The sequence below is a fragment of the Actinomycetospora flava genome, from assembly GCF_037400335.1.
In the GTDB taxonomy this organism is placed as follows: Bacteria; Actinomycetota; Actinomycetes; order Mycobacteriales; family Pseudonocardiaceae; genus Actinomycetospora; species Actinomycetospora flava.
This window is the reverse complement of sequence record NZ_JBBEGM010000010.1, coordinates 182,709-206,439: the sequence shown is the minus strand read 5'-3', so window position 1 is coordinate 206,439 and position 23,731 is coordinate 182,709. Positions and strand designations below refer to the sequence as shown.

Below are 23,731 nucleotides of genomic sequence, written 5' to 3'. Positions count from 1 at the left end.
GCAGGCGGGACGCGACGCGGAGGGCGCTCCTGCGCCAGGATCGGCGCATGCGCTACGAGGACGACGCCCAGCTCGACGCGTCGGAGGTCACCGACCAGCGGGGCCAGGGCGGCGGCGGGGCGGGCTTCGGCGGACTGGGCGGGGGCGGCGGCGGGGGGATGGGCAGCCTGCTGCCGCTGCTGATCGGCCTGCTGTTCCGCGGGCGCAGCGGCAAGGTCAGCTGGGTCGTCATCCTGGTCGTGGTGGTCGGGTTCATCGCGCTGCCCTACCTCACCGGCTCCTCGGGGACGTCGTCGTCGGTGGCGGGCGGCTTCGGCGAGCCGGGCGGCCCGCCGGTGGCCGGGACGTCGGAGCTCGCGAGCGAGTGCCGCACCGGCGCGGACGCCAACACCAACCCCGACTGCGCGATCGTCGCGGACATCAACTCGATCCAGGCGTACTGGGCGGGCGGCGGGTACGCGCAGGTCGCGTCGGTCACCCGCGGCGCGCAGCCGACCTACCAGCGTGCCGACACTGTCTTCTTCTCCGGCGCGGTGAACACCCGCTGCGGGCGCGCCGACTCCAGCGCCGGGCCGTTCTACTGCCCCGCCGACGACCTCGTGTACATCGACCTGACGTTCTACGACCAGCTGAAGTCGCAGTTCGGCGCGCAGGGCGGCGGGCTGACCAACGCCTACGTGCTCGCCCACGAGTACGGGCACCACGTGCAGGACCAGCTCGGGACCGAGGCGGCCGTCCGCTCGCGGCAGGGGGCGACGTCGGACGCGGTGCGCCTCGAGCTGCAGGCCGACTGCTACGCGGGCGTGTGGATGAACCACGCGGCCACGCCGTCGAACGGGCGGCCCGCGTTCATCACCGAGGTCACCCAGGCCGACCTCGACGCCGCGATCGACGCCGCCCAGCGCATCGGCGACGACTACATCCAGGGCCGCCTCGGCGGCGGGACCGTCAACCCCGACTCGTTCACCCACGGCACGTCGGCGCAACGCAAGAAGTGGCTGACCACCGGCTACACCACCGGCGACCCGCGGCGCTGCGACACCTTCCGCACCAACGACCTCGGCTGATCCGGCAGGGATCGCCCGGCGAGGCGTTGCCCCGCACGACGTCGCTCGTTCTCCCCGGTGACGGCGGCGGGCGGACTCACGGCGGGAGTGGTCGGCGATGGGGCACCACCGGAAGGGCCAGCCGAGCCGGCGCCGGCCCGAGGCTCCCGAACCTCCCGCGTCTCCCGAGGCCCGGGTTCCCGAGCCCGTCGAGGTGGTCGCGCCGACGGCTCCCGCGCCACGCAGCGCCGGCGGCGTCTCCGGGCGGGGCCTGGACGAGCTCGCCGACACCGCCCGCGCCGCGCGCCGCTCCGGCTGGCCGTTCGGGGTGGAGATCCTCGCGACCGTCGACACCCGCGGCGTCCCGGCGACGACCCCGCCGCCGCGGGACGGCAGGCCGCGCCGCTACGCGACGCATCAGCCGACCGCGCCGCTGGACGTCGTGACGCCGGAGATGCTCGCCGAGAGCCAGGTCACGGGCGCTCGCAGACCCTGACGCCGGTACCGTGGACCGTACGTTGTACGGACACGGGAGGCACCAGTGCGCCACGGATTCGCCGACACCCGCTTCGGCCAGGTGCACTACGTGGAGGAGGGCGTCGGGGAGCCGGTGCTGCTCCTGCACCAGACGCCGCGCTCGTCCGACGAGTACCGCGACGTCGTCCCGCTGCTCGGGCGGCGGTTCCGCGCGATCGCGCCGGACACGCCGGGCTTCGGCCTCTCCGACGGCCCCGCCGGGCCGTGGACCATCGAGCTGTTCGCGGCCGGCCTGCTCGACCTCTGCGACGCCCTCGGACTCGAGCGCGTCGCGCTCGTCGGCCACCACACCGGCGGGGTCGTCGCCACCGAGATCGCCGCGGCCGCACCGGAGCGGGTGCGGGCCCTCGTCGTCTCCGGCATGCCCTACGTCGACGCCGCGCGCCGCGAGCGGGTCGCCACGGGCCGCCCGCCGATCGACCACGTCGAGCGCCGCACCGACGGCACGCACCTGCGCGCGCTCTGGGACAACCGTGCGCCCTACTACCCGGCCGACCGCCCGGACCTCCTGGAGCGCCTCGTGCGGGACGCGGTCGCGGTGATCGACCGGGTCGAGGAGGGCCACGTCGCCGTCAACCACTACCGCATGGAGGACCGCATCGGCGCGGTCCGGGCGCCGATGCTCGTGCTGTGCGGCGAGCACGACACCTTCTCGCTGCCCGACGTCGACCCGCTCCTCGCCGCGGTGCCGGGCGCGGTCGCCGAGGTGCTCCCGGACACGGGCGTGCCCTCGGTCGACCACCGTCCCGAGCAGTTCGCGGACGCCGTGGCCCGCTTCCTCGCGACGATCTAGAGCTGTTCGACGGCCTGCTCGACGAGCCCCGCGGCCGCGTCGAGCTTCCACCCGTTGCGCGGCAGCGGGTGGGCGTGGCGGTCGAGCTCGGCGTCCACGAGCCGGCGCACGTCCTCGACGCCCGGTCGCGTGCCCCGCAGCGCCGCCTCCACGGCGCGGAGCCGCCAGGGCGTCGGGGCGATCGCGCCGAGGACGAGCCGCACGTCCTGCCACCGGCCCTCCTCGTCGGTGACCACGGCGAGCGCGGCCGACGCCGACGCGAAGTCGCCGGTGTAGAGCCCGAGCTTGGTGAACGCGGCGCGCCGGCCCGCGACCAGCGGGATGCGCACCTCGGCGACGAGCTCGCCGTCGCGGAGCACCGTCTCGCCCGGCCCCGTGTAGAAGTCGGCCGCGTCCACGGTGCGGCGGCCCCCGTCGGAGCCGACGAGCACGAGCGTCGCGTCGAGCGCGGGCAGGACGGTGCCGACGTCGGACGGCGTGACCGCCTGGCAGCGGTGGGCGTCGACGGCGGCGTGCTGGAAGCGGTGGTCGCCGAGGATCGCGTAGCAGGGGCTGGTGGCGCCGTTGCGCTTGTAGCAGTCGAAGCCGTTGCGGAAGAACCAGCAGCGCTTGGCCTGCACGAGGTTGCCCGCGACGGTGGCCGTGTTGCGGATCTGCGGCGAGGCGATCGACCGGATCGCGCCGGACAGGGCGTCGGGCGCGTCGGGGTGGGCGGCGAGCTCGGCGAGCGTCACCGCGCCGCCGACGTGCAGCACACCCTCGTCGACCTGCAGCCGCCGCAGCTCGGTGACCGCCGAGGTCGCGACCAGCACCGGGGCGGGCCGGGCCTGCCGCGCGCGGTCGGGGAGCAGGTCGGTGCCGCCGCCCAGGGCCTCGGCCCCGGGCCGGGACAGCGCCGCCAGCGCGTCGCCGAGGTCGGTGGCCACGTGCACGTCGGGCGCCGCGGCCGGCGGCCGCGAGCGGGCGCGCCGGGCGGGGCCGAGCCGGGTGCCCCAGCGGTCGAGGACGTGGTGCAGGCCCAGCGGGTACGCCGCGCGGATCGCCGCGACCCACCACCGCGACGGCCGCCGCCAGATCCCGTGCCGGCGCCGGCGACCCTCCTGCTCGGCGACGGCGGTCAGCACCTTGTCCGGCGTGATGGGCAGCTCGCGGATCCGCGCCCCGAGCGCGTCCGCGACGGCGTTCGCGACCGCCGCGCCGGGCGGCACGATCGACATCTCGCCCACCGACTTCGCCCCGTAGGGCCCGGCGGCCTCGTGGTTGTCGACGATGTGCGCGCGCACCCGGGGCAGGTCGGCGTTGCGCGGCATCGCGTAGTGCAGGTAGGTGCTGTTGACGACGCGGCCGCCCTCGCGCACGAGGTCCTCGCCGAGCGCCGCGCCCAGTCCCATCGCGGCCCCGCCGACGATCTGGCCCTCGACCGCGGTCGGGTTGATCGCGCGCCCGACGTCGTGCGCGGCGAGGTAGTCGACGACGTGCACCGCGCCGGTGCGCCGGTCGACGTCCACCACCGCGCCGTGCGCGGCGAAGGCGTAGCTGGGCGACAGGTTGGCCCGGTCCCGGTCCGGGGTGAGCATCTCGGTGCCCTCGAGCCGGTAGCTGGTCTCGTGGCTGAGCACGCCGTCGCGGGCCTCGGCGGCGAGGCCGACGAGGTCGCCCAGCTCGACGTCCCGGTCCTGTGCGTGGGCGCGGCCGCCCGCCAGCGTGACGTCGTCGGGGTCGACGCCGAGCTTCTCGGCGGCGAGCGCGCGCAGGCGGGCGGCGAGCTCGCGGCCGGCCTGCCCGACCGACGAGCCCGTCATGTGCGTGCCGCGCGAGGACCAGGCGCCGAGCTCGAAGGGGGTGCGCTCGGTGTCGGTGGAGAGCACCTCGACGGCGTCGAGGTCCACGCCGAGCTCCTCGGCGGCGATCTGGGCGAGGATCGTGTTCTGGCCCGTGCCGGCGTCCGAGCCGCCGTGGCGCACGCGCACCCGGCCGTCGTCGAACAGGTCGAGGGCGGCGTCGCTGCGGTCGGCGTGGGCGTAGGCGTAGGCGCCGCTGCCGTGCGAGCCGGCGGCCACGCCCCAGCCGCGCGACACCGGACCCGGTGACCGGGGTGCGGCGCGCGCCGCGTCCCAGTCGAGGCCGTCCCGTACCGCGACGAGGCAGTCGCCGAGCCGGTTGGTGCCGACCCGGTAGCCGCACAGCGTCTCGGCGTGCTCGGGGGCGAGGTTGCGCAGGCGGATGTCGATCGGGTCGATGCCGAGCCGCTCGGCGATCTCGTCGACCTGCGACTCCATCGCCAGCGACACCTGCGGCGTCCCGTAGCCGCGGAACTGCCCGCCCGGCTGCGTGGCCGTGTCGACCAGGCGCGCGGTGAAGCGCACCCCGTCGGGCCGGTACATCGAGCCGAGGGTGATGACGCCGACGCGCATCACCGAGGTGCCCATGTGGTTGTACGAGCCGTTGTCGACGGCGACGTCGGCGTCGAGCGCCCGCAGCACCCCGTGGGCGTCGGCCTCGGTGCGCAGCGACGTCGCGAAGCGGTGGCGCGGCTTGTTCGCGCCCAGCTCCTCCTCGCGCGTGAGCGCGACGAGCACCGGGCGCCCGGCCGCGCGGGACAGCGCCGCGGCGAGCACCTCGTGCTCCGAGGCCTTCGACTTGCTGCCGAAGCCGCCGCCCGCCGCGACCTCGCGGATCACGACGTCGTCGTGCGCGATCCCGAGCAGCTGCGAGACCTCCTTGGCGATGAACCAGGGCGCCTGCGTCGAGGTCCACAGCTCCACGCGGCCGCGCGCGGCGTCCCAGGCGGCGAGCGTGGTGTTGGGCTCCATGACGGCGTGGGAGACGCTGGGGTAGGAGAAGCTGCCGCTGACGGCGACGCTCGCCGCGGCCCGGCCGGCGTCGGGGTCACCCCAGACGGTGTCGAGGCGCATGCTGACGTTCGCCTCGTCGGTGGTGCGCTCGTGCAGGCGCCGTGCCCCGGGCGCGCGGGCCTCGTCGGTGGTGAGCGGCGCCCGGTGCGGCCGGTAGCGCACGCGGATCGCGCGCAGCGCGGCGAGCGCCTGCTCCGGGGTCTCCGCGGCGACGGCGGCGACCTCCTGCCCGACGTGGCGCACCACGCCGTCGGCCAGCGGCGGGCGGTCCGAGAGCGGGCCGCCGCGGTGCACGTACCGCGCGCCGGGCGCGAAGTCCGCGGCCGTGATCACCGCGTGCACCCCGGGGAGCGCCCGCGCCGCCGCGGTGTCGATCGCGCGGATCTCCGCGTAGGCGTGCGGCGAGCGCAGGATCGCGCCGACGAGGTGCTCACCGGGCAGGTCGGCGGTGAACCGCGTCCGGCCCGCGCTGCGGTCGTCCCAGTCGATGGGGCGGACGCGGGCCCCGATCCAGCCGCTCACGACGCCGACACCGCCTCTCGGGCGTCCGCGACCGTGCAGACCGACTCGACGATCGCCTGGTAGCCGGTGCAGCGGCAGATGTTGCCCGACAGCGCGTGCCGCACGTGCGCGTGCCGCTCCTCCTCGCCCGGCGGCAGCCCGGCCCGCAGCAGGGCGGTCGCGTGCACCACCTGGCCCGGCGTGCAGAAGCCGCACTGGAACGCGCCCGTGTCGGCGAAGCACGCGCGCACGTCCGCGCTCTCGGCGGCGAGGCCCTCGCTGGTCTCCACCGGCTCGCGCACCAGCAGCGCCGGGGTGATGCAGCCCATCACCGGGCGCCCGCCGACGAGCACGGTGCACGCCCCGCACTCCCCGCGCCCGCAGGCGACCTTGGCGGCGGTCAGGCCGAGCCGCTCGCGCAGGACCGTGGCGAGCGAGGGCATCCCCGCCATCGTGATCGCGTCGACCTCGACGGTCTCGCCGTTGACGACGAGCGTGTGGGGCTGGGACATGGTGGTGGGTCTCCCGGTGCTGCTGGGCCGTGCTCAGGCGATGAGGTCGGCGGCCTTCTCCGCGATCATCGCGGTCGGGGCGTTGGTGTTGGCCGAGGTGATGGCCGGCATCACCGAGGCGTCCGCGACACGCAGGCCCTCGAGGCCGCGGACCCGCAGCTGCGGGTCGACGACCGCGGCGTCGCCGGTGCCCATCGCGCACGTGCCGACGGGGTGGAAGTACGGCATCGCCGCCTGGCGGACGAACGCGGTGAGCGACGCGCGGTCGGTGGCCGCGCCCGGCGCGGCCCGGCGGGTGACGAGCTTGCGGAACGCCGGCTGGTCGGCGAGCTCCAGGCCGATCTCGACGCCGGCGACGGCGGCCTCCAGGTCGGCGGGGTCGGCGAGCATGTTCGCGACGATGTCGAGCCCGCCGTTCCCGGTGAGGCGCAGGCGCCCGCGGCTGCGCACCGACATGAGACCGGGCGCGAGCACGAAGGCGTTGGCCGGCACCGGGTGGGTGGCGGCGACCTCGGCGGAGACGTAGGGGATCTGCACCGAGACGTAGGTCAGGTCGGGGACCGCCACCTCGGGGGCGCTGTGCCAGAACGCCATGGAGCCCTCGAGGTTGTGCGTGGGAGCGGGGAGCGGCTCCGCGGCCTCGAAGCACAGGCCGGCGATGATCGGGTGCTCCTGGAGGTTCTCGCCGACGCCGGGCAGGTCGAGCACCGGGTCGACGCCGACCTCCCGGAGCTGCGCGGCCGGGCCGATTCCCGAGGAGAGCAGCAGGCGCGGGGTGTTGATCGACCCGGCGCAGAGCACGACCTCCCGGTCGGCGCGGATCTCGACGTCGCCCTCGGCGGTCTGCACGCGGACCCCGGTGCACCGCTCGCCGCGCAGGCACAGCCCGGTCACCTCGACGCCGGTCAGCAGCGTGAGGCGCTCGTCGTCGCGCACGGGCCGCAGGTGCCCGGTCCACGTGCTGGTGCGCTGCCCGCCCGCGACGTCCATGGTGATCGGCCCGGCGCCGAGGGGCTCCGCGACGTTGATGTCGTCGAGGTAGGGCATGCCGTAGCTGACGCCGGCCTCGATCAGGGCCCGGGCGACGGGGTGCAGGTCGGTGGTCTGCTCGACGTCGACGGTCTCGGCCCGCTCGAAGTACGGCAGCACCTCGTCGTAGCTCCAGCCGGTGGCGCCGCCCGCCGCCCAGCCGTCGTAGTCGGCGCGGTGGCCCCGCACCCAGACCAGCGCGTTCGTGCTGCCCGACCCGCCGAGCACCTTGCCCCGCGACAGGAACAGCGTGCGGCCGTCGAGGTGCTCCTCCGGCCCGTAGGAGTACGCCCAGTCGTGGGGCGCCCCGATGTTCTCCACCCAGCGCGCGGGATCGGTCGACGAGGCGATCCCGTCGGGCGAGCCGCCCGCCTCGACGACCACGACGGTGGCCCCGGTCCTCTCCAGCAGGCGGCGGGCGACGACGCATCCGGCGGTGCCGGCGCCGACGACGACGTAGTCGGCCGAGCGGGGAGTGCTCATGAGGTCCTCCGCGAGGGTGGTGGACGGCGGGGTCTCGTACTGTGTACGGGACAGTGAACGAGCAGTGCTGTCGCCCGTCAAGCGACGTTCCTGTTACGACGGCCGGGGCGCTCAGGGGTGGAGCCAGCGCCCCAGCTCGGCCTCGGGCCGGCCGGTCAGGCGGGCGGTCCGGGCGAGCAGCGCAGCGTCGTCGAGGGGACGCTCCGGGTCACCGGGCGGGACGAGGCAGGTCGCCGCGGCGACGTCCACGCCGTCCCGCACGACGCGCACGTGCGCGCCCCAGCGGGCGGGGAAGGCCGCGTCGAGGTCGTCGGCACCAGTGATCTCGACGGCGACGTCCGGGCCCTGCGCGACGCCCGCCGCCACCTCGCGGTACCAGCGGGGATCCGCCGCCCGGCCCGCCGCGTGCCCGCGGACGGCCACTACGGCGCTCGCGGCCGCCGTGGTCGCGTCGGCGGGCGCGGGGTCCGCGGTGACGAAGTGCTTCGCCGCCGCGGGCAGGGCCACGACCACGGTGTCGCCGTCGTGGAGCGCCGTCCCGATCTCGCCCAGTGCGGCGAGGGCCGCCTGCAGCGGGCGGGCGCACGGCCAGGTCTTGGTCGCGACGCCGGCGACGTGCGGCGCGCCGTCCGGGGAGGGCGCGCCCGGGACGTCGCCGAGCAGCGCCGCGGCGGGGCCGTCGAGCAGCGTCGTCGACACCGCCAGCCCGGCCCGCGCCCCGAGCGCCGCCCGCAGCCCGGCGCGCGCGGCGGTGCCGGCGAGCAGGTAGTGCCCGTGGCCGAGGACGTCGGCGGAGAGGAACCCGCCGAGCGCGGTCGCGGCGAGCGCGAGAGCGGTGGTCGTGGCGTCCTCGTCGAGGCCGAGCAGTACCGACGCCGTGGCGGCGGCCGCGAGCGGCCCGAACACCGCCGTCGGCCAGAGCCCGCGGGCGTACAGCGCGGGCCCGCCGAACCGGATGCTCGCCTCGATCCCGGCCTCGTGCCCGGCGACGACGGCGCGCGCCAGCAGCTCGCCGGGTTCCCCGAGCGCCACCGCCGTCGGCACCACGACCGCCCCGGCCGCGAACGCGCCGCGCCCGTGGAGCGGGTCGAGCTCGTCGAGGTGGGCGAGCGTCGCGCCCACCTCGACGGCGTCGTCGAGCCGGTAGGTGCCGGGCAGGCCGGGGACGGCCACGCCCGCCGGGTCGCCCGGCACCAGCGGCAGCCACGACGTCGCCACCGGGTGGGTCGCCCCGGACGCCACGCACCCCAGGACGTCGAGCACCTGGCGCGCGGCCTGGTGCCGCGTCCCGGCGTCGGCGTCCCGGGCCGCCGCGTGCGCCCGCGCCGCGATCTCCGCGAGCGTGCTCACCGGCGCGGCAGCACGTCGCGCGCGACGTCGGCGAGCAGGCGGTGCGGCAGGTCGTAGGAGCCGACGTGCTGCAGGAACACGCCGTCCACCCCCGCCGCGGCCAGCTCCGCCAGGCGCGCGTCGATCTCCTTCGCGCTCCCGAACAGGCAGAACTCCCGGGCGAAGCGGGCGACCGCGTCGTCGGACACGTGCGCGTCGCTGAACCGCACCGCGGCGTCCCAGTCCTCGGCGTGCACGAGGTCGGGGTAGACGCCCTCGACGGTCGCCGGGGTGGTGACCTCGATGCCCGCCGCGGCCATCGCCGCGCCGCCGCCGTTGCGCGCGATCTCCAGGCAGATCGGCTTGAGCTCGCGGGCGTCGCGCTCGACGTCGTCGGTGACCCGGCAGAACGCGGAGACGGTGATCGGCACCGGCTGCCGGTGCGCGGCCTGCGCGCCCTCGGCCACGCGAGCCGTCGCGAAGGCGAGCGGGCCGGGCGCGACGCCGGAGAGCAGGATCGCGCCGTCGGCGACCTCCCCGGCGAGACGCAGGTTGCGGGGCCCGCTCGCGGCGAGGTGCAGGGGGACGGTCACCGGGTCGCGCAACCGCGAGTGCACGCCCCCGAAGTCCACCTCGTCCCCGGCGAGCAGCGACCGGATCGTCGCCATCCCCTCGCGCAGCGCGCGGCCCGTCGACGGCGCCATCCCGACCGGCCCCACCGAGCTGTTGCCGACGCCGAGCCCGAGCACGAAGCGCCCGGGTGCGATCTCGGCGACGGTCCGCGCGGCCGACGCGACGACGGCGGGGTGGCGGGTGGCGACGTTGGTGACCGCCGTGCCGACGCCGACCCGCCCGGTCCCGGCGGCCACGGCCGCGGTGACCGCGAAGACGTCGCGCCAGAGCAGCTGCGAGTCGGGGAACCACAGCTGGTCGACGCCCGCCGCCTCGGCCTCGCGGGCGAACGCGACGAGGTCGGGGATCGGGGCGCACGGCGGGATGCGCAGGCCGATCCTCAGTCCCGGGCCGCTCACGAGAGGAAGGTCAGCGCGAGGTCGTCGAACCGGCCGCTGTGCTCGTGCTGGGGCCAGTGCCCGCACTCGCCGAAGATCTCCAGCTTGGCCCCGGGGATCGACTCCTGCATGCGGTGGGCCTCGGGGACGTCGCCGAACGGGTTCTGCGCGCCCCACACGATGAGCGTCGGCGCCTCGATGCGCGCCATCTGCTCCGGCGTGAGCAGATCCTGGGTCCGGTTCTCCATCTGCTGCAGGCACAGCAGGTGGTCGATCCCCGCCACGAACGCCGGGCGGTGGTAGATGCGGTGCCGCACCTCGACGAGCTCGTCGGTGACGTTCGCCGGGTCGTGCATGAGCAGCTCGAGGCGGCTGCGGGTCAGCGCCCGGTCGTCGGTCTCGACGGCGCGGCGGGTGCTGGTGCGGATCCGCTCCATCACCTCGGGGTTGGCGACGGTGCCGCCCGGCGCGACGAGCACCAGGCGCCCGACACGCTCGGGGTGGTCGGCGGCGAGCCGGCCCGCAACCCAGCCGCCGAGCGACTCGCCGACGAAGTGCGCCCGCTCGATGCCCTGCGCGTCGAGGTAGGCGAGCACGTGGTCGACGTAGCGGGGGATGCGCAGGTCGCCGCCGGGGTTCTCGGTGTAGCCGTGCCCGAGCATGTCGAGCGCGTGCACGGTGAAGCGCTGCGCGAACGCCGGGATGTTGCGCACGAACGCCTCGAGGTGCCCGCTGGTGCCGTGCAGCATGACCACGTGCTCGGGTCCCCGGCCGGCGCGCAGCACCCGGGTGCTCGCGCCGCCGACGGGCTCGTGGCTGATCGCGTAGGAGACCTCGGCGAGGTCGGTCCAGAGGGTCATCGTGCGGTCTCCAGGGTGCTCGTGGTGGGGGACAGCGGGAGGTGCGCGGGGGTCATGACGCTGACGCCCATGCCGGTCAGCCAGGGGCCGACGGCGGCGTAGGCGGCGGTGGCGGCGCGGGGCGGGCCGTCGGGCCCGGTCAGCGCGGCCTGCACGGCGATCCAGGAGCGGATCTCGTGCGCGCCGTTGCCGGCCACGTCCTCGAGCTCGTCGTCGGACAGCGCGAGGACCTCGGAGAGGTCGCCGGCCTCCAGCGCGGCGAGGAAGCGGGCGTCGAAGTCGGCGTTGATGTCGGGCTGCGCCGCGCGGATGATCTGCCGGCGCCGCACCTCGTACTCGGCCCAGGAGTCGCGGCCGTTGAGCCAGGCCTCGACGAGGAAGCGGTCGTCGTCCGACAGTGTCGCGAACCACTTCGGCCACGGCAGCCGGTGGGAGAGCCCGCCCGACGCGATGAGCGCGACGCGGCGGTCGACGCCGTCGGCGCGCAGGACCCGCCCGATCGTCGCGCCGAGCCGCGCGCAGCGCTGGAGCGGCGGCAGCGGCGGGGCGAACATGTTGAGCACGACGGGCACGACCGGCACGTCGAGGGCCGGGACCAGGTGCTGCAGCGAGTGCGTGATGCCGTGGTCGACGGTCAGGCGCAGCGAGAACGCCGGGTCGAAGCCGTCGGCGACCATGCCGTCGACCAGGGCCCGCGCGAGGTCGGTGTCGACCGGCAGCGGGCCGCCCGGCGTGCCCGCCTCGCCGGCGCCGAGGACCTCGCCGACGCCGACGGTGATCGCGGGCATGAGGTCGAGGAACATGCCGCGGAAGTGGTTGGAGCCCACCACGACGACGGCGTCGGGGCGCGCGGCGGCGAGCGCCTCGCGGGCGGTGGCGAGGCCGTCGCGGAAGCGGTGGGCCTCGTCGAGGTGGTCGACCTCGTCCCAGTGGGTGTTCATCAGCGTGCTGTGCGAGGCCCCGAGGCCGAGCACGATCTCGCTCACGACGTTGTCCTCTCTCGCGTGCACAGCGACACCGCGGTGTGCACGAGGTGCCGGGCCAGCCGCAGGGCCTCCCGGATGTCGACGACGTTCATCCCGGCCGGGAAGTCCAGCGGGATCGGCGCGTCGGGGCCGATGCGGTCCATGCCGATGCGGGCGGTCGGCAGCCCGCGGTTGCGCAGGATGTTGGCGTCGGTGGCGCCGCTGTTGGCGACGATCGGCGCGTGCTCCCGGCCCGCGAGGTCCTCCCAGGCGGCGACCGCGGCCGCGACCACCGGCGCGTCCGGCGGGGTGTGGGTGCCGGGGATCGCGAGCACCATCTCCCAGTCGACGTCGAGCTCGGGGTGCTCGGCGGTGATCGCGGCGATCGCCGCGCCGAACTCCCGGCGCACGTCGGCGGGGGTGGAGCGCGGGCTGGTGCGCAAGTCGACGGTGAACCGGCACAGCGCCGGGGTGGCCGACGCCAGCCGCGGCCAGCCGCCCTCGACCGACGCGACGATGCCCTGCGGCGCGACGAGGCCGTCGGTGTGCCGGGCGGCGTACTCCGGGAACCAGCGCTCCAGCGCGTCGATCACCGTGGCGGCGTGCGCGATCGGGTTGCGGTAGGGCATCCGGTGTCGCGACCCGACGTAGGAGAACGCGCCGCGCACCCGGACCTCGAACCAGCAGAGGCCGACCTCCTCCCACGCGACCGCCCAGCCGGGCTTGGCGATCACGGCGTGGTCGGCCCACACGCCCTGCTCGAGCAGGAAGGAGGCGCCGACGCCCTGGCCGGTGTTGCGCCGGACGAGACCCCGCGTGGTGCGCCCGTTGGTGGGCATGCCGCCGGCCCCCAGCCCGACCAGCAGGTCGCCGCGCAGCGGGATCCCGGCGGCCGCGACCGCCTCGGCCGCGGCGATCACCGCGGCGCCGTGGCCCTTGGGGTTGCTCGCCCCGAGGCCGAGGACGTGGTCGCCGTGCACCTGCGCGCGCGGCGCCATGTCGGCGCGGAGCTCCGGCCCGATCCACGGGACGTCCTCGGCGGCGTCGCCGACGGTGAAGGTGTCGATGGGGGCGTAGAGCAGCAGGCTCTCGCCGGTGCCGTCGCCGGCGAGGCGGCCGTGGGCGTTGGCCTGCCGGTCGTCGAGCGGCTGGACGCGGCCCGCGAGGCCGGCGGCGTCGAGCCGGCCGGCGAGCCACTCCGCGAGCGGGCCCTCCTCGCCGGTCGGGCTGGGGATGTCGACCATGCCCACGACCAGCTCGGTGAGCCGGCCGACGTCGAGGCGGGACCAGGCGTCGTCGACCCAGCGGCGCTGCTGGTCGGTGAGTGCTGTGGACAGCGTGGTGGTCATCGGACCGGCCGGACCGTGCGCACGGTCGTCCGGCGACCGAGCTTGGCGAGCAGCCCGGTGCGGGCGGCCACGGCGGTCGCGGCGGTCGCGGCGGTGGCGACCGTGACGACGACGGCGGCGGTGCGGATCACGATCGGCTCCCGAGGTGGGTGTCGACGAGCGCGGCGACGGCGTCGGGGCGCTCGGACTGGGGATGGTGGGCGGTGCCGTGCAGGACGGTGAGGTCGGCGCGGGGGAGCGCGTCGGCGAGCGCGGCGGCGTAGGCGGGCCCGGCGAACGGGTCGTGGCGGCCCCACACGAGGTGGACGGGCGCGTCCACGGCGTCGAGGTGGGCCGCGAGGTCCTCCGGCGCGCCGGTCGCGCCCTCCGCACGCCGGTCCGCGCGGAACCGGGCCTCGACCAGGGCGTCCGGCACCCGCGTGCCGTCGTGCCACTCGACGCCGGCCATCAGCGCGCGCATCCGCACGGCGTCGGGATGACCGTCGCCGGCGTAGACCTGGCGCAGGCGGGGGCCGAGGCCGGCGTCGACCGGGAGGTCGCGCACCCCGCCGGGCGCCGGCGTCGGCGTGCTGCCGATCAGCACCAGGCGCCCGAACCGCCCCGGGGTCTCGCTCGCGGCGAGCAGCGCGACCGACCCGCCGTAGGACTGCGCGAGCACGTCGACGCGGTCGAGACCGAGGGCGTCGAGCAGGCCGGTCAGCGCCCGGGCGGCCGTGGCCAGGCGCGGGCCGCCGGTGGCGGGGGAGGCCCCGTACCCCGGGAGGTCGGCCCAGAGCCACGACCGCTCCGGGCGGGCGTCCATGACGGCGCCGAAGTCGCTCGCGGCGTGGCAGCCGGGCCCGCCCCCGTGCAGGACGACGGTGACGGGCCCGCCCACGGCACCGCGCCGGCCGTGGGAGAGCAGCGCCTGGCTAGTGCCCACGACCGGCCACCGCCTGCACGACGACGTCGCTGTCCTCGATGTGCTTGCGCCACGCCGTCAGCGACAGGTCCGGGCGGTAGAGCCGCTCCGGGGGCGAGTCCATGACGTCGACCATCCAGGCGTCCTGGGCGGTGAACTGGCCGTGGAAGAGCCAGCGGATCGCGGCCAGGTACTTGGCCTTGAACGCGGCGGCCCTGAGCCCGGTCTCGAAGCGGACCATGAGCTGCACGTAGCGCACGTGGTCGGCGTCGACGGGGACGTACCACTCGTAGTGGATGAACTGCGGGTAGGCGACGCGCAGGATGCCGGGCAGCCGGATGCTGACGAAACCCGGCAGGTCCAGGGCGGCGATGACGGGGTTGGCGTTCCCGTTCTTGCCCGGGCGGTCGGGCAGCGGCATGCGCTTCCACCAGCGCTTGTTGCTGAAGCTCCCGACGCCCGGGAAGTCGGCCTCCCAGTGCACCTCGTCCTGGACGCGGATGAGCCATCCGTCGCGCTCGACGATGCGGGTCCTGTTCCACGTCGGCATGACCTTGAACAGCCGCCAGAGCGCGGTGTTGTGCAGGTACTTCGCGTGGCCCTCGTCGAACCCGTTCTCGGCGGCGAAGCGCCAGTTGCCGTCGCGGATCTCGTTGCGCCCGCCCAGGACCAGCGTGTTCTCGGTGAGCTCGGCGGGGATGTCCTTCTCGACGGGCGGCGCCGTGCCGTCCTCGCCGAGCTCGCCGATGTAGACGAACACCAGCCCGAGGCGCTCCTCGACCGGGTAGGTGGCGACCGAGACCTTGCCGCTGATCGGCGAGTCGGGGCCGTCGGTGATGACGGCGCAGAGGCGGCCGTCCTCGAGGTCGTAGGTCCAGCCGTGGTACGGGCACGAGATCGTGCCGGGGAACTGGCGCCGGCCCAGCGAGAGCGGCACGCCGCGGTGCGGGCAGCGGTCGTGCAGCCCCTGGATCCTCCCCGTGCGGTCGTCGCGGACGAGGACGACCTTCTCGCCGCAGATCGTCACCGGTACCGGCTTGCGTCCGACCTCGTGCGCCCAGACGGCCGGGTACCAGTGGTTGCGGAACCCCAGTTCGGCGGCGTCGTAGGTGCTCCAGGTCGTCCAGTCGGACCCGGCCTGCACCGGGGGGCCGGGCACGGGGGCGGGCGCCTCGCGGGGGCGGCGCGGGCGCCGGGGGACGGTCTCGGTGGCTTCGGTGGTCACGGCGATCTCCTGCGCGGGCGTGGTGGAGGGGGGATCAGAGGTCGAGGACGAGCTCGGTGCTGCGGGCGCGCGAGACGCAGGGCGCCATCACGTCGGTGCGGCCGGCCTCGGTGAGGGCGTCGCGGTGCCACGGCTCGCCGGCCACGACGCCGACGAGGCAGCTGCCGCAGACGCCGTCGCGGCACGCGTTGGGCAGCCCGATGCCGGCGGCGTCGAGCACCTCGAGTGCGGAGCGGTCGGCGGGCACCCCGAAGCGCGCCCCGGTGCTGGCGACGACGACGTCGAAGGGCTCGAGCACCTCGTCGTGGTCGCGGGCGGCCGCGGCGAAGCGCTCGGCACGGGGTGCGGGCAGGCCGCGCCCGGCGCAGTGGGCCTCGACGGCGGCGATGAGCCCGCCGGGGCCGCAGACGGCGACCGCGGTGTCCTCGTCGGCGTCCTTGAGCAGGCGGGCGAGGTCGGGCGCGCCGTCGACGTCGTCGGCGTGGACCGTCAGGCGCTCGGGATCGAGGGCCGTGAGGTCGTCGAGGAACGCCATCGAGCGCCGCGAGCGGCCCAGGTAGACGAGCTGCCAGTCGGCGCCCCGGGTCTCGAGCTCGGCGGCCATGGTCATCACCGGCGTGATGCCGATGCCGCCGGCGACGAGCACGTGGCGCGCCGCCTCGGCCAGCGGGAAGTGGTTGCGGGGGCCGCCGACCTCGACCTCGTCGCCGGGGCGCAGGCGCTCGTGCACGTGGCGGGAGCCGCCGCGCGAGGCGGGCTCGTGCAGGACGGCGACGCGGTAGCGCCGGCGCTGCGCGGGGTCGCCGCACAGCGAGTACTGGCGGACGTGCTCGCCCACCGCGAGGTCGACGTGCGCCCCCGGCTCCCACGCGGGCAGGACCCGGTCGGCGTGGTCGCGCAGCTCGACCGAGAGCACGCCGTCGGCCTCCCGGCGCAGCCCCACGACCTCGAGGTCCATGACGGTGTCGTCCACGTTCGCCCCTCTCGTACTAAGTACGGTACGGACGATGACACACCTCCGGATGGAAGTCACGGCCGCCCGTATTTCCGTTGTGTGACAACCCCGGGCCATCGCCGATTCACTTCTTGACGGCCGGGCACTGCACCGTACAAAGTACGAGCACCTGGTCGGACGCCGTGCACACCAACGTGGCAGCACACCGCGCGACGACCTCGGGTATTCCTGAAGCCCCGGCCCCCGCCGCGCGACTTCCCCCGCCCCTGACCCGGGAGTCCCCATGTCCGTCACCACCGGACCTCGCCGCAGTCCGGCGAAGGCCGTGATCGCGAGCTGGATCGGCACGACGATCGAGTACTACGACTTCGCGATCTACGGCCTCGCGTCGTCGATCGTGTTCGCGCGGTTGTTCTTCCCGACCTTCGACCCGCTGGCCGGCACGCTCATCGCGCTGTCGACCTTCGGTGTCGGCTACGTCGCGCGGCCGCTCGGCGCGCTGGTGTTCGGCCACTTCGGCGACCGCGTCGGGCGCCGCACGATCCTCGTGATCACCCTGCTGCTGATGGGCGGCTCGACGTTCCTCATCGGCCTGCTCCCGACCTACGCGAGCATCGGGATCGCCGCGCCGATCCTGCTGGTCGGCCTGCGGATCCTGCAGGGCATCTCGGTCGGCGGCGAGTACAGCGGCGCGGTGCTCATGACCGTCGAGCACTCCGAGCGCTCACGCCGGGGCGTGCGCGGCGCGCTCGTCAACACCGGCACCTCGACCGGCATGATCCTCTCGAACCTCGTCTTCCTCGCGGTGCTGACGCTGCCCGAGGAGTCGCTGCTCTCGTGGGGCTGGCGCATCCCGTTCCTGGCCAGCGGCGTGCTGGTGGTCATCGGCTTCGTCGTGCGCTGGACGCTGGAGGAGAGCCCCGACTTCGTCGAGGTCAAGCAGGCCGGCGCGGTGCGTCGTCTGCCCCTGGTCGAGGTGATGCGCGGCAGCGGGCGTGCCGTCGTGCTGGTGGCGCTGGCGACGATCTCGGCCGGCATGGTCTTCACGCTGACGACCGTCTTCTCGATCTCCTACGGCCGCACCGCGCTGGGGCTGCCGAGCTCGACGATGCTCGCGGTGCTGCTGCCCGCGGCCGTCGTGCTGCTGATCGCCATCCCGGTCGCCGGCAACCTCGCCGACCGCCTCGGGGTCCGGGCGGTGTTCCTGGTCGGGGCCGCGGCGCTGATCGTCACGCCGTTCGCGTGGTTCGCCCTGCTCGACACCCGCAACTACGGCCTCATGCTGCTGGGCTTCGTGATCGTGTTCCTGGCCTACTCCGCCAACTACGCGGTCTTCCCGGTGTACTTCTCGCAGGTGTTCCCGGCCGCGCTGCGCTTCTCGGGCATGGGTATCGGCTTCACGATCGGCACGATCCTCGGCAACGCGTTCGCCCCGGCCGTGGCCGCGTCGCTGCTCGAGTCCACCGGCGGCTGGTGGGGCATCGCGCTCTACATGGCCGGCGGGGCCGTGATCTCCCTGCTCGCCGGGCTGGCGCTGCGCCTGCCGAAGGAGGACGACGCCGACGTCGCGGCGGCTGCGCCGTCCGGGACCCGGGCGGTGCCGGCCGCCGGCAGCTAGGTTCTCGTGCGGACGACGCGCGGTCCGGACCTCAGGTCCGGGCCGCGCGTCCTGCTGTCGGGAGTCGGGTGACGGTCCCCGCGATCCACGCCTCGAGGCCGTCGGCGAACTGCTCGTCGGTGGGCAGGGACGGCAGGTCGTCGGCGAGCCCGACGGTGTGGGGGAAGCGCTCCCGCGAGAGCCCGGCGTAGAAGTGCGAGCGCTGACGGCGCGCCTCGACGCCGTCGCCCGCGCGTCCCCACGCGCGTGGGCTCTCGTACGCGGAGAAGCCCAGCGCGTAGGTGATGAGGAAGCCGTAGCAGTGCACGGCGTGGCCGCCGGTGATCCCGGCCTGCGCGAGGCGGTCGAGCACGCCCTCCATGGCGTTGACCAGCGCGCCCGGGCTGTCGGTGACCCGCGTCGACAGCAGCCGGACCACGCTCGGGTGCTCGCGCATCATGGCAAGGAACGCGTGGCCGAGGCTGCGCAGCGCCGCCGCCGGGTCGGTCTCGACCTGCTCGGGCAGCGTCATCGACCCGAGGATGCGGTCGCCCATCGCGTCGAGGATCTCGTCCTTGTTGCGGAAGTAGCCGTAGAGCGTCATGACGCCGACGTCGAGGTCGGCGGCGAGGCGCCGCACGGTGAGCTTGTCGAGGTCCGCCTCCTGGTCGGCGATCGCGAGCGCCGCGTCGACGATCCGGTCGGCGGTGAGCGCCACGGCCGGCGCGGAGCCGGTGCCTCGACGCCGACGTGGCGGCACGACATCCTCCTCCTGCGGCGGGCGAACCGGACGAACGCCGTACCGTTCACTGTATCGAGCCGGGTGCCGTCAGCGGGGAGTATGGGCCCATGGGCGTGCCGGTGACGGTGCTGGGCAAGACCCTCGCCGTGCTGCGGGCCTTCACCGCCGAGGACACGGCGCTGGGCTTCGCCGAGCTGCAGCGACGCACCGGGCTGGCGAAGAGCACGGTGCACCGCACCCTGGGCGAGCTCGTGGAGCACGGGCTGCTCGAGCGGGTCGACGGGCGCTACCGCCTCTCGGGGCTGGTCTTCGAGCTGGGCATGCGCGCGTCGGTGGGGCGCGGGCTGCTCGAGGTCGCGACACCGTTCCTCGAGGACCTCTACGAGCGCACGCACGAGACCGTGCACCTCGGCGTGCGCGAGGGCGCCGAGGTCGTCTACGTGGCCAAGATGGGCGGGCACCAGCAGGTCCGGGCCCCCTCGACGCTCGGCGGGCGGATGCCGCTGCACGCCACCGCCATCGGCAAGGTGCTGCTCGCGCACGCGCCGCCCGGCGACGTCGACGCGCTGCTCGCGGCCCCCTTGGCCCGGCGCGCGCCCCGCACGATCACCCACGCCCCGCTGCTCCGGGCCCAGCTCGCGGAGATCCTCGAGCGCGGCGTCGCCTTCGAGCACGAGGAGTCCGCGCCGGGCATCACCTGCGTCGCCGCCGGCGTCCCCGAACCCGGCCAGGACCTCCGCACGGCGGTCAGCGTCACGGGTCCCGTGCACCGCTTCCACCCCGACCGCCACGCCGACGCCGTCCGCGCCGCGGCCTCGGGGATCGCGGCGATGCTCGCCCGCCGCGCGGCGCTGCGCGAGTCCTGAGCTCGCCCGCCTTCCGCAGCGAACGTGGTGTTCGCGGCTTCTAGGCGCGCGAAGTCCCCGTTCGCTCGCCTCGCCGCGCAGGCGCTCGCCCGCCCACCGCGTGGTGATCAGGAGCGCGCTGTCCACCTCGCCGGGCGCCGCGGGGTGCATCAGGCGCTCGTGATCTCCGGGTGCGCCGCGCGCCCGCCCACCGCGTGGTGATCAGGAGCGCGCTGTCCACCTCGCCGGACCGGGCGGGGTGCACAAGACGCTCGTGATCTCCGGGATCGTGCGCCGAGTTCAGCTCAGCGGAACTCCGCGCTGGCCACCGCGGGGGACGGGCCAGCATCGTCGTCCCGTGCCCACTCAGCTCTCCGAGACGGCCGTGGAGCAGGCCGCCGACCGGCTCGCCGAGGCCGCCGCGACCGGCCGGCCCTGCGCCCCGGTCCGCGACCTCATCGGCCCCGACGACGTCGACGCCGCCTACGCCGTCCAGCGCCGCCTCGCCGCGCGGCGCACCGAGGCCGGCGCGCGGGTCGCCGGCCGCAAGATCGGCCTGACGAACCCGGCGGTGCAGGCCCAGCTCGGCGTCGACACCCCCGACTTCGGGGTGCTGTTCGACGACATGGCGGTCGCGGACGGGGCGACCGTGCCCGCCGGGCGGCTCCTGCAGCCGCGGATCGAGGCCGAGGTGGCCTTCGTGCTCGGTGCCGACCTCGACGGTGACGTCACCGACGAGCACGTGCGCGCCGCCGTCGACCACCAGGGCGCCGCGCTCGAGATCGTCGACAGCCGCGTCGCGGGCTGGGACATCACGTTCGGCGACACCGTCGCCGACAACGGCTCCAGCGGTCTCTACGTCCTCGGCCCGCAGCGGGTCGGGCTCGATCAGGTGCGCCCCGTCGACGTCACGATGACCCTGCGCCGCGGCGACGAGCAGGTCTCCGCGGGCACCGGGGCGGCCTGTCTCGGCGACCCGCTCGCCGCCCTGGCCTGGCTCGCCCGCACCGCGCGCGACCTCGGCAACCCGCTGCGCGCGGGCGAGGTGGTCCTCTCCGGCGCGCTCGGGCCGATGGTCCCGGTGGCGCCCGGCGACGCGTACTCCGCCCACGTCACCGGCCTCGGCGACGTCGCCGTCACGTTCGCGAAGGAGACCCCATGACCACCCCACAGAAGACGCGAGTCGCCATCATCGGGTCCGGCAACATCGGCTCCGACCTCATGCTCAAGATCGTCCGGCTCTCGAGCACGCTCGAGGTCGCCGCGATGGTCGGCATCGACCCCGACTCCGACGGCCTGGCCCGTGCCCGCCGCCTCGGCATCGCCGCGGTCGACACCGGGGCGCAGGGGCTCACCGAGCTCGACGGCTTCGACGACATCGACATCGTGTTCGACGCGACGTCGGCGAAGGCGCACGTGGCGAACGCCGACCTGCTCCGCCCGCACGGCAAGCGCCTCGTCGACCTCACGCCCGCGGCGATCGGCCCGTACGTGGTGCCGCCGGTGAACCTCGAGGGTCTCGCCGACGCCGGAGACGTCGGGAACGTCAACACGGTCACCTGCGGCGGCCAGGCCACGATCCCGATCGTCGCGGCGATCTCCTCGGTCGCCCCCGTGCCGTGGGCCGAGATCGTCGCCTCGATCGCGTCGAAGTCGGCGGGGCCGGGGACGCGGGCGAACATCGACGAGTTCACCGAGACGACGGCCGCCGCGATCGAGCAGGTCGGCGGGGCCGCCCGCGGCAAGGCGATCATCGTCCTGAACCCGGCCGACCCGCCGCTGATCATGCGCGACACGGTGCTCTGCCTCGTCGGGGACGCCACCGCCCCGCAGGACCCGGAGCTCCTCGCCGCGGAGATCACCAGCGCGGTCGAGGCCATGGTCAAGACCGTCGCCGAGTACGTGCCGGGCTACCGCCTCAAGCAGGCCGTCCAGGTGCGCCCGGTCCCCGACGACCAGCCGCTGGACACGCTCATCGGCGACGCACCCCGCCCCACCCACCAGGTGTCGGTGTTCCTCGAGGTCGAGGGCGCCGCGCACTACCTCCCGGCCTACGCCGGCAACCTCGACATCATGACCTCGGCGGCCCTGCGCGTCGGCGAGGAACTGGCGAAGCGGAGCACCCGATGACCAGCCTCTACGTCCAGGACGTCACCCTCCGGGACGGCATGCACGCCATCCGCCACCGCCTCGCGCCGGAGGCGGTCGGCACGATCACCCGCGCGCTGGCCGACGCCGGCGTCGACGCCGTCGAGGTGTCCCACGGCGACGGCCTCGCGGGCGCCAGCCTCACCTACGGGCCCGGCTCGAACACCGACTGGGAGTGGATCGCCGCGGCGGCCGACGCGATCGCGGCGTCGGAGAACAGCCCGGTGCTGACCACCCTGCTGCTGCCCGGCATCGGGACCATGCACGAGCTGCGCCGCGCCCACGAGCTCGGCGTCCGCTCGGTGCGCATCGCCACCCACTGCACCGAGGCCGACATCGCCGCCCAGCACGTCGCCGGGGCCCGCGAGCTGGGCATGGACGTCTCCGGCTTCCTCATGATGAGTCACATGGCCCCGCCCGAGGAGCTCGCGCGGCAGGCCAGGCTCATGGAGTCCTACGGCGCGCACTGCGTGTACGTCACCGACTCCGGCGGGCGCCTCACCATGGACGACGTCCGCGACCGCATCCGCGCCTACCGCGACGTGCTCGACGACGGCACCCAGATCGGCATCCACGCCCACGAGAACCTCTCGCTGTCGGTGGCCAACTCCGTCGTCGCGGTCGAGAACGGCGTCACCCGCGTCGACGCCTCGCTCGCGGGCCAGGGCGCCGGCGCGGGCAACTGCCCGATCGAGGCCTTCGTGGCCGTCGCGGACATCCAGGGCTGGGACCACCGCTGCGACCTCTTCGCCCTGCAGGACGCCGCCGACGACCTCGTGCGCCCGCTGCAGGACCGCCCCGTGCGCGTCGACCGCGAGACGCTCACCCTCGGCTACGCCGGGGTCTACGGCAGCTTCCTGCGCCACGCCGAGAACGCCGCCGCCCACTACGGGGTCGACACGCGCACCCTGCTCATGGAGGCCGGGCGGCGCGGGCTCGTCGGCGGGCAGGAGGACATGCTCACCGACATCGCGCTCGACCTCGTCGCGACCCGCGGAGCAGCCTGAGCGCGGCAGACTGGGTCCCATGGCGCGGACGGTGGACTGGGACGACGGCGACGGCGGTGCGGTGACGGCGATCGACCAGCGCGCGCTGCCCGCCGAGTACCGGGTCCAGCGCCTCGCGTCGGTCGACTCGCTGGTCGCCGCGATCGCGGACCTGACGATCCGGGGTGCTCCCGCGCTGGGCGCCGCGGGAGCGCTCGGCGTCGCGCTGGCCGCGCGCCGCCACCCCGGCGACCGCGACCGCGTGCGCGCCGAGGCCGAGCGGGTCGCGGCGGTCCGGCCCACCGCGGTGAACCTGCGCCGCGGCGTCGAGCGGGCGCTGACGCGGCTCGACGAGGGTGCCGACGCCGTGGTCGCCGAGGCGTGCGCCGTGCTCGACGAGGACGAGGCCACCAACCGCCTGCTCTCCACCCGCGCGGCCGACGTCCTCATGGCCCTCGGGCCGGACCGCCCGCTGCGCCTGCTCACGCACTGCAACTCGGGCGCCCTCGCCACGGTCGCCTGGGGCACCGGGCTCGGCGCGGTCCGCGAGCTCGCCGAACGCGGCCGCATCGCCGAGGTCCTCGCGTGCGAGACCCGCCCGCTGCTCCAGGGCGCGCGCCTCACCGCCTGGGAGCTGCGCGAGATGGGCGTCGCCCACCGCCTGCTCGTCGACTCGGCCGCCGCCTCGGCGATGGCCCGCGGGCTCGTCGACGGCGTGGTCGTCGGCGCCGACCGGATCGCGGCCAACGGCGACACCGCCAACAAGATCGGCACCTACGCGCTGGCCTGCGCCGCGGCGCGCCACGGGCTGCCGATGGTCGTGGTGGCGCCCGAGTCGACGGTCGACCACGACACCGCGTCCGGCGACGACATCGTCATCGAGGAGCGCGACGGCGACGAGGTGCGCGCGTTCGCGGGCGTGCCGACCGCCCCCGCCGGCACGCCCGTCTACAACCCCGCCTTCGACGTGACGCCGGCCGGCCTGCTCGCCGCCGTCGTCACCGAGCAGGCGACGTTCCGCGCCGGTGCCTGGGAGTACGCGACGGTGCTGCGGTGATGATGT

At 75.4% G+C, this 23,731-nt stretch carries 22 protein-coding genes; 9 read left to right on the top strand and 13 right to left on the bottom strand.

Annotation, left to right across the window (positions count from 1 at the left end):
- Positions 1-47 precede the first annotated feature (47 nt).
- From ypfJ to WCD58_RS22965, 3 genes are all read left to right on the top strand, one after another.
- Positions 48-1,067 (top strand): KPN_02809 family neutral zinc metallopeptidase, encoded by a 1,020-nt coding sequence (gene ypfJ, locus WCD58_RS22975; protein WP_337705404.1) that lies wholly within the window; start codon positions 48-50, stop codon positions 1,065-1,067.
- 97 nt (positions 1,068-1,164) lie between these two features.
- Positions 1,165-1,542: a hypothetical protein gene (locus WCD58_RS22970; RefSeq protein ID WP_337705403.1), complete on the top strand. Its 378-nt coding sequence runs from the start codon at positions 1,165-1,167 to the stop codon at positions 1,540-1,542.
- 45 nt (positions 1,543-1,587) lie between these two features.
- Complete coding sequence (locus WCD58_RS22965) at positions 1,588-2,376, top strand: alpha/beta fold hydrolase (RefSeq protein WP_337705402.1); 789 nt, start codon at positions 1,588-1,590, stop codon at positions 2,374-2,376.
- Here WCD58_RS22965 and WCD58_RS22960 read toward each other — a convergent pair.
- The 12 genes from WCD58_RS22960 to WCD58_RS22905 all read right to left on the bottom strand — a co-directional run bounded on the left by WCD58_RS22960 (position 2,373) and on the right by WCD58_RS22905 (position 16,368).
- Positions 2,373-5,753: a molybdopterin cofactor-binding domain-containing protein gene (locus WCD58_RS22960; protein WP_337705401.1), complete on the bottom strand. Its 3,381-nt coding sequence runs from the start codon at positions 5,751-5,753 to the stop codon at positions 2,373-2,375. The genes WCD58_RS22965 and WCD58_RS22960 overlap by 4 nt on opposite strands.
- On the bottom strand, positions 5,750-6,244 hold the full coding sequence (locus tag WCD58_RS22955; RefSeq protein WP_337705400.1) for a (2Fe-2S)-binding protein: 495 nt from the start codon (positions 6,242-6,244) through the stop codon (positions 5,750-5,752). Before WCD58_RS22955 ends, WCD58_RS22960 begins: the two co-directional genes overlap by 4 nt.
- A 33-nt stretch (positions 6,245-6,277) precedes the next feature.
- Positions 6,278-7,756 (bottom strand): GMC family oxidoreductase, encoded by a 1,479-nt coding sequence (locus WCD58_RS22950; RefSeq protein WP_337705399.1) that lies wholly within the window; start codon positions 7,754-7,756, stop codon positions 6,278-6,280.
- A gap of 111 nt (positions 7,757-7,867) precedes the next feature.
- Complete coding sequence (locus WCD58_RS22945) at positions 7,868-9,106, bottom strand: MmgE/PrpD family protein (protein WP_337705398.1); 1,239 nt, start codon at positions 9,104-9,106, stop codon at positions 7,868-7,870.
- Positions 9,103-10,116, bottom strand: coding sequence for an LLM class flavin-dependent oxidoreductase (locus WCD58_RS22940; protein WP_337705397.1), 1,014 nt, complete (start codon positions 10,114-10,116; stop codon positions 9,103-9,105). The genes WCD58_RS22945 and WCD58_RS22940 overlap by 4 nt, the downstream gene beginning before the upstream one ends.
- Positions 10,113-10,955 carry an alpha/beta fold hydrolase gene (locus WCD58_RS22935; RefSeq protein ID WP_337705396.1) on the bottom strand — a complete coding sequence of 281 codons (843 nt, stop codon included), beginning with the start codon at positions 10,953-10,955 and terminating at the stop codon, positions 10,113-10,115. The genes WCD58_RS22940 and WCD58_RS22935 overlap by 4 nt, the downstream gene beginning before the upstream one ends.
- Positions 10,952-11,941 carry a DODA-type extradiol aromatic ring-opening family dioxygenase gene (locus WCD58_RS22930; RefSeq protein WP_337705395.1) on the bottom strand — a complete coding sequence of 330 codons (990 nt, stop codon included), beginning with the start codon at positions 11,939-11,941 and terminating at the stop codon, positions 10,952-10,954. The genes WCD58_RS22935 and WCD58_RS22930 overlap by 4 nt, the downstream gene beginning before the upstream one ends.
- Positions 11,938-13,269, bottom strand: a complete 1,332-nt coding sequence (locus WCD58_RS22925; RefSeq protein WP_337705394.1) for a hypothetical protein — start codon at positions 13,267-13,269, stop codon at positions 11,938-11,940. The genes WCD58_RS22930 and WCD58_RS22925 overlap by 4 nt, the downstream gene beginning before the upstream one ends.
- Positions 13,266-13,400, bottom strand: a complete 135-nt coding sequence (locus WCD58_RS22920; protein WP_337705393.1) for a hypothetical protein — start codon at positions 13,398-13,400, stop codon at positions 13,266-13,268. The genes WCD58_RS22925 and WCD58_RS22920 overlap by 4 nt, the downstream gene beginning before the upstream one ends.
- Positions 13,397-14,191 (bottom strand): alpha/beta fold hydrolase, encoded by a 795-nt coding sequence (locus WCD58_RS22915; RefSeq protein ID WP_337705392.1) that lies wholly within the window; start codon positions 14,189-14,191, stop codon positions 13,397-13,399. The genes WCD58_RS22920 and WCD58_RS22915 overlap by 4 nt, the downstream gene beginning before the upstream one ends.
- Positions 14,181-15,395, bottom strand: a complete 1,215-nt coding sequence (locus WCD58_RS22910) for a Rieske 2Fe-2S domain-containing protein (RefSeq protein ID WP_337705391.1) — start codon at positions 15,393-15,395, stop codon at positions 14,181-14,183. Before WCD58_RS22910 ends, WCD58_RS22915 begins: the two co-directional genes overlap by 11 nt.
- Positions 15,396-15,429: 34 nt before the next feature.
- The gene (locus tag WCD58_RS22905) at positions 15,430-16,368 is read right to left on the bottom strand and encodes a PDR/VanB family oxidoreductase (RefSeq protein WP_337705390.1); all 939 of its coding nucleotides are present in this window, start codon (positions 16,366-16,368) and stop codon (positions 15,430-15,432) included.
- Positions 16,369-16,633: 265 nt separating this feature from the next.
- Here WCD58_RS22905 and WCD58_RS22900 point away from each other — a divergent pair, with 265 nt between their 5' ends.
- Positions 16,634-17,968, top strand: a complete 1,335-nt coding sequence (locus tag WCD58_RS22900; protein ID WP_337705389.1) for an MFS transporter — start codon at positions 16,634-16,636, stop codon at positions 17,966-17,968.
- 31 nt (positions 17,969-17,999) lie between these two features.
- On the opposite strand, the gene WCD58_RS22895 is transcribed toward WCD58_RS22900, so the two are convergent.
- On the bottom strand, positions 18,000-18,707 hold the full coding sequence (locus tag WCD58_RS22895; RefSeq protein WP_337705388.1) for a TetR/AcrR family transcriptional regulator: 708 nt from the start codon (positions 18,705-18,707) through the stop codon (positions 18,000-18,002).
- Between the two features lie 89 nt (positions 18,708-18,796).
- Here WCD58_RS22895 and WCD58_RS22890 point away from each other — a divergent pair, with 89 nt between their 5' ends.
- The 5 genes from WCD58_RS22890 to mtnA all read left to right on the top strand — a co-directional run bounded on the left by WCD58_RS22890 (position 18,797) and on the right by mtnA (position 23,725).
- Positions 18,797-19,555, top strand: a complete 759-nt coding sequence (locus WCD58_RS22890; protein ID WP_337705387.1) for an IclR family transcriptional regulator — start codon at positions 18,797-18,799, stop codon at positions 19,553-19,555.
- A gap of 337 nt (positions 19,556-19,892) precedes the next feature.
- Positions 19,893-20,696: a 2-keto-4-pentenoate hydratase gene (locus tag WCD58_RS22885; protein WP_337705386.1), complete on the top strand. Its 804-nt coding sequence runs from the start codon at positions 19,893-19,895 to the stop codon at positions 20,694-20,696.
- Positions 20,693-21,664 carry an acetaldehyde dehydrogenase (acetylating) gene (locus WCD58_RS22880; protein ID WP_337705385.1) on the top strand — a complete coding sequence of 324 codons (972 nt, stop codon included), beginning with the start codon at positions 20,693-20,695 and terminating at the stop codon, positions 21,662-21,664. Before WCD58_RS22885 ends, WCD58_RS22880 begins: the two co-directional genes overlap by 4 nt.
- On the top strand, positions 21,661-22,689 hold the full coding sequence (gene dmpG, locus WCD58_RS22875) for a 4-hydroxy-2-oxovalerate aldolase (RefSeq protein WP_337705384.1): 1,029 nt from the start codon (positions 21,661-21,663) through the stop codon (positions 22,687-22,689). Before WCD58_RS22880 ends, dmpG begins: the two co-directional genes overlap by 4 nt.
- Before the next feature lie 19 nt (positions 22,690-22,708).
- On the top strand, positions 22,709-23,725 hold the full coding sequence (mtnA, locus tag WCD58_RS22870) for an S-methyl-5-thioribose-1-phosphate isomerase (protein ID WP_337705383.1): 1,017 nt from the start codon (positions 22,709-22,711) through the stop codon (positions 23,723-23,725).
- Positions 23,726-23,731 lie beyond the last annotated feature (6 nt).

What these genes read in the sequence shown, in the direction of transcription:
- mtnA (WP_337705383.1), top strand. Translation starts at nt 22,709, where the DNA reads ATGGCGCGGACGGTGGACTGGGACGACGGCGACGGCGGTGCGGTGACG.
- WCD58_RS22955 (WP_337705400.1), bottom strand. Translation starts at nt 6,244, where the DNA reads ATGTCCCAGCCCCACACGCTCGTCGTCAACGGCGAGACCGTCGAGGTC.
- WCD58_RS22970 (WP_337705403.1), top strand. Translation starts at nt 1,165, where the DNA reads ATGGGGCACCACCGGAAGGGCCAGCCGAGCCGGCGCCGGCCCGAGGCT.
- ypfJ (WP_337705404.1), top strand. Translation starts at nt 48, where the DNA reads ATGCGCTACGAGGACGACGCCCAGCTCGACGCGTCGGAGGTCACCGAC.
- WCD58_RS22880 (WP_337705385.1), top strand. Translation starts at nt 20,693, where the DNA reads ATGACCACCCCACAGAAGACGCGAGTCGCCATCATCGGGTCCGGCAAC.
- dmpG (WP_337705384.1), top strand. Translation starts at nt 21,661, where the DNA reads ATGACCAGCCTCTACGTCCAGGACGTCACCCTCCGGGACGGCATGCAC.
- WCD58_RS22925 (WP_337705394.1), bottom strand. Translation starts at nt 13,269, where the DNA reads ATGACCACCACGCTGTCCACAGCACTCACCGACCAGCAGCGCCGCTGG.
- WCD58_RS22890 (WP_337705387.1), top strand. Translation starts at nt 18,797, where the DNA reads ATGGGCGTGCCGGTGACGGTGCTGGGCAAGACCCTCGCCGTGCTGCGG.
- WCD58_RS22935 (WP_337705396.1), bottom strand. Translation starts at nt 10,955, where the DNA reads ATGACCCTCTGGACCGACCTCGCCGAGGTCTCCTACGCGATCAGCCAC.
- WCD58_RS22950 (WP_337705399.1), bottom strand. Translation starts at nt 7,756, where the DNA reads ATGAGCACTCCCCGCTCGGCCGACTACGTCGTCGTCGGCGCCGGCACC.
- WCD58_RS22900 (WP_337705389.1), top strand. Translation starts at nt 16,634, where the DNA reads ATGTCCGTCACCACCGGACCTCGCCGCAGTCCGGCGAAGGCCGTGATC.